The organism is uncultured Amaricoccus sp. (assembly GCF_937858865.1).
GTDB lineage: Bacteria > Pseudomonadota > Alphaproteobacteria > Rhodobacterales > Rhodobacteraceae > Amaricoccus.
Genome location: NZ_CALLYO010000033.1, coordinates 1 through 2,999, shown reverse-complemented (window position 1 = coordinate 2,999; position 2,999 = coordinate 1). Strand labels below are relative to the sequence as shown.

Sequence of the window (2,999 nt, the reverse complement as noted above, 5' to 3'; positions counted from 1 at the left end):
TCGTGCACCCGCGCCGGGTCGCGGGCGAAGGCCTCGGGCGTCGCGAGCTGCATCGGGTCGAAGCGCGCCCAGATCCCGCCCTTGTCGCGGAAGGTGCCGAGGCCGCTCTCGGCGGAGACGCCGGCACCGGTCAGAACGAAGACCCTCATCGACCCCCTTTGCCGCAAGCCGCACGCAGGATATAGATAAACGGGAGCAGTCCTTCTCAATCCATGGCCCCGACCCTGGGCGGAAGGCAACAACGAAAGCAGTGAGGCAACGCATGGTCCACGCAGCGGACCTCTTCGGCGACGACGATCCGGCCAGCCGCGCCTACGACGCCAGCGCCATCGAGGTGCTCGAGGGGCTCGAGCCGGTCCGGAAGCGGCCGGGCATGTACGTCGGCGGCACCGACGAGCGGGCGCTGCACCATCTCGTCGCCGAGGTGCTCGACAACGCGATGGACGAGGCGGTGGCCGGGCACGCCAACCGCATCGAGATGGAGCTGCACGCCGACTTCTCGCTCACCGTCCGCGACAACGGCCGCGGCATCCCGGTCGACCCGCACCCGCGCTTCCCGGGCAAGTCGGCGCTCGAGGTGATCCTCTGCACGCTGCACGCCGGCGGCAAGTTCTCCGGCAGCGCCTATGCGACGAGCGGCGGGCTGCATGGGGTGGGCGTCTCGGTGGTCAACGCCCTCTCCGACCGGCTGGCGGTCGAGGTGGCGCGCGGCCGCCAGCTCTACCGGCAGGAGTTCTCCCGCGGCCTGCCGCTCGGGCCGCTCGAGCATCTCGGCCAGGCGCCGAACCGGCGCGGCACCACCGTCACCTTCCATCCCGACGCCGAGATCTTCGGCGCCTCGGCGCGGCTGAAGCCGGCGCGGCTGCACAGGATGGCCCGCTCCAAGGCCTATCTCTACTCCGGGGTCGAAATCCGCTGGCGCTGCGCCGCCGGCTGCCTGGCGCCCGGCGACGAGACGCCGGAGCAGGCGACCTTCCACTTCCCGGGCGGCCTCGCCGACTATCTCGGCGAGCGGCTGGAGGGCGCCCAGTGCTATGCGGAAAAGCCCTTCGCCGGGAAGGTCGACTTCGCCGAGCGGTTCGGCGCGGGGACGGTCGGGTCGGTCGAATGGGCGGTCAACTGGACGCCGCAGCGCGACGCCTTCGTCGCCTCCTACTGCAACACCATCCCGACGCCGGAGGGCGGCACGCACGAGCAGGGCTTCTGGGCGGCGATCCTCAGGGGCCTGCGGGCGCACGGCGAGCTCGCCGGCAACCGCAAGGCGGCGCAGGTCACCCGCGAGGACGTGACCGACGGCGGGCAGGCGATCATCTCGGTCTTCATCCGCGAGCCGGAATTCGTCGGGCAGACCAAGGACCGGCTGGCGACGCAGGAGGCGGCGCGGCTGGTCGAGGCGGCGGTGCGCGACCGCTTCGACCACTGGCTCGCCTCGGACACGCGGACGGCGGGGGCGATCCTCGACTATCTCGTGCTCAAGGCCGAGGAGCGGGCGCGGCGCCGCGCCGAGAAGGAGACGAGCCGCAAGACGGCGGTGAAGAAGCTGCGCCTGCCGGGCAAGCTCGCCGACTGCTCGGGCGCGAGCCGCGAGGGGTCCGAGCTCTTCCTCGTCGAGGGCGACTCGGCCGGCGGCTCGGCCAAGCAGGCGCGCGACCGCAGGACGCAGGCGGTGCTGCCGCTGCGCGGCAAGATCCTGAACGTGCTCGGCGCGGCGTCCGCGAAGATGATGCAGAACCAGGAGCTGGCCGATCTCTGCCAGGCGATGGGGGTGCAGGCCGGTTCGCGCTTCAACGTCGACGATCTCCGCTACGAGAAGATCATCATCATGACCGACGCCGACGTCGACGGGGCGCATATCGCCTCGCTGCTGATGACCTTCTTCTTCACACAGATGCGGCCGCTGATCGAGCACGGGCATCTCTACCTCGCCGCCCCGCCGCTCTACCGGCTGACCCAGGGGGCGAAGTCGGTCTACGTGCGCGACGACGCGGCCAAGGAGGCGGCGCTCGCCCGCGGCATCGGCGGCCGCGGCAAGATCGAGGTCTCCCGCTTCAAGGGGCTGGGCGAGATGATGCCGGCGCAGCTCAAGGAGACCACGATGGACCCGGTGCGGCGCACGCTCGTCAAGGTGACGGTGGCCGAGGACGAGGGCGAGACCGGCAACCTCGTCGAGCGGCTGATGGGCAAGAAGCCCGAGCTGCGCTTCCAGTACATCCAGGAGAACGCGCGCTTCGTCGACGAGGGCGGGCTCGACGTCTGAGACTCTCCGGCAGGACCCGGCGTTAACCGATTGCTAACGCTATTCTCGCTCGGGCAGGCCGCGGCTGCTACGACGGTTCCGCAGGGTCCGCTAGTAGAGAGCATTCGTTCATGAAACACCTGATTCCGGCCGCGATCGCGGCCATCCTCCTGGCGCCGGCCGCGTCGGCGGCGACCTTCACCGGGACCTGGGGCGTCTCGGGAAGCGCGCTCGCCGATCCGGGGCTCGTGGTTCGGACCAGCGCCCCCGGCGGCTTCTCCTTCGATCTCGCGGACGGGCAGACGACGTCCTTCGACCTCTTCCGCATCTGGACCGACGAGGGCGACGTGGGCGCCGACGACACCGCCCCGCGCGCGCTCGATGTCGCCTTCTACCTCGGCAGCGCGAGCGGCACGCTCGGCGGCACCACGCGCGGCCACGGCGGCTTCTTCCAGTGGGGGAGCGTCGACTGGAGCGCGCCGCTCCTGCTCGACGTCGGCTCGGGCGTGCTCTCGATCGCGCTGCAGAACGCCACCTTCAACGGCGGCGTGCTGGGGCTCTGGGACGGCGCGAAGCACGGCGCCGACGTGTCGGCGAGCTTCAGCTACGCCGAGCGGGCTCCCGCCCCGGTGCCGCTGCCGGCCGGGTTCGGGCTGATCGCGCTCGGCATGGGCGCGCTCGGGCTGGCCAGCCGCCGGCGGCAGCCGGCCTGAGCCGGCCCGGGCTCACCCGGCCCGGCGCTGCGGGGCGGCCGCGATGCCAT

3 protein-coding genes are annotated in these 2,999 nt (G+C 71.7%); 2 read left to right on the top strand and 1 reads right to left on the bottom strand.

The annotated features are described in order from the left end of the window. The coding region (locus Q0112_RS00865; RefSeq protein ID WP_297970254.1) for a Sir2 family NAD-dependent protein deacetylase at positions 1–149 on the bottom strand (149 nt) is incomplete at its 3' end. A gap of 113 nt (positions 150–262) precedes the next feature. On the opposite strand from Q0112_RS00865, the gene parE reads away from it, so the two are divergent. Together parE and Q0112_RS00855 are read left to right on the top strand one after the other, a co-directional pair. Further along, entirely contained in the window at positions 263–2,257 is a 1,995-nt protein-coding gene (gene parE / locus Q0112_RS00860) for a DNA topoisomerase IV subunit B (RefSeq protein ID WP_297970252.1), read from the top strand. Positions 2,258–2,367: 110 nt separating this feature from the next. Continuing rightward, positions 2,368–2,949, top strand: coding sequence for a VPLPA-CTERM sorting domain-containing protein (locus tag Q0112_RS00855; RefSeq protein WP_297970251.1), 582 nt, complete (start codon positions 2,368–2,370; stop codon positions 2,947–2,949). Positions 2,950–2,999: the final 50 nt, after the last annotated feature.

What these genes read in the sequence shown, in the direction of transcription:
- parE (WP_297970252.1), top strand. Translation starts at nt 263, where the DNA reads ATGGTCCACGCAGCGGACCTCTTCGGCGACGACGATCCGGCCAGCCGC.
- Q0112_RS00855 (WP_297970251.1), top strand. Translation starts at nt 2,368, where the DNA reads ATGAAACACCTGATTCCGGCCGCGATCGCGGCCATCCTCCTGGCGCCG.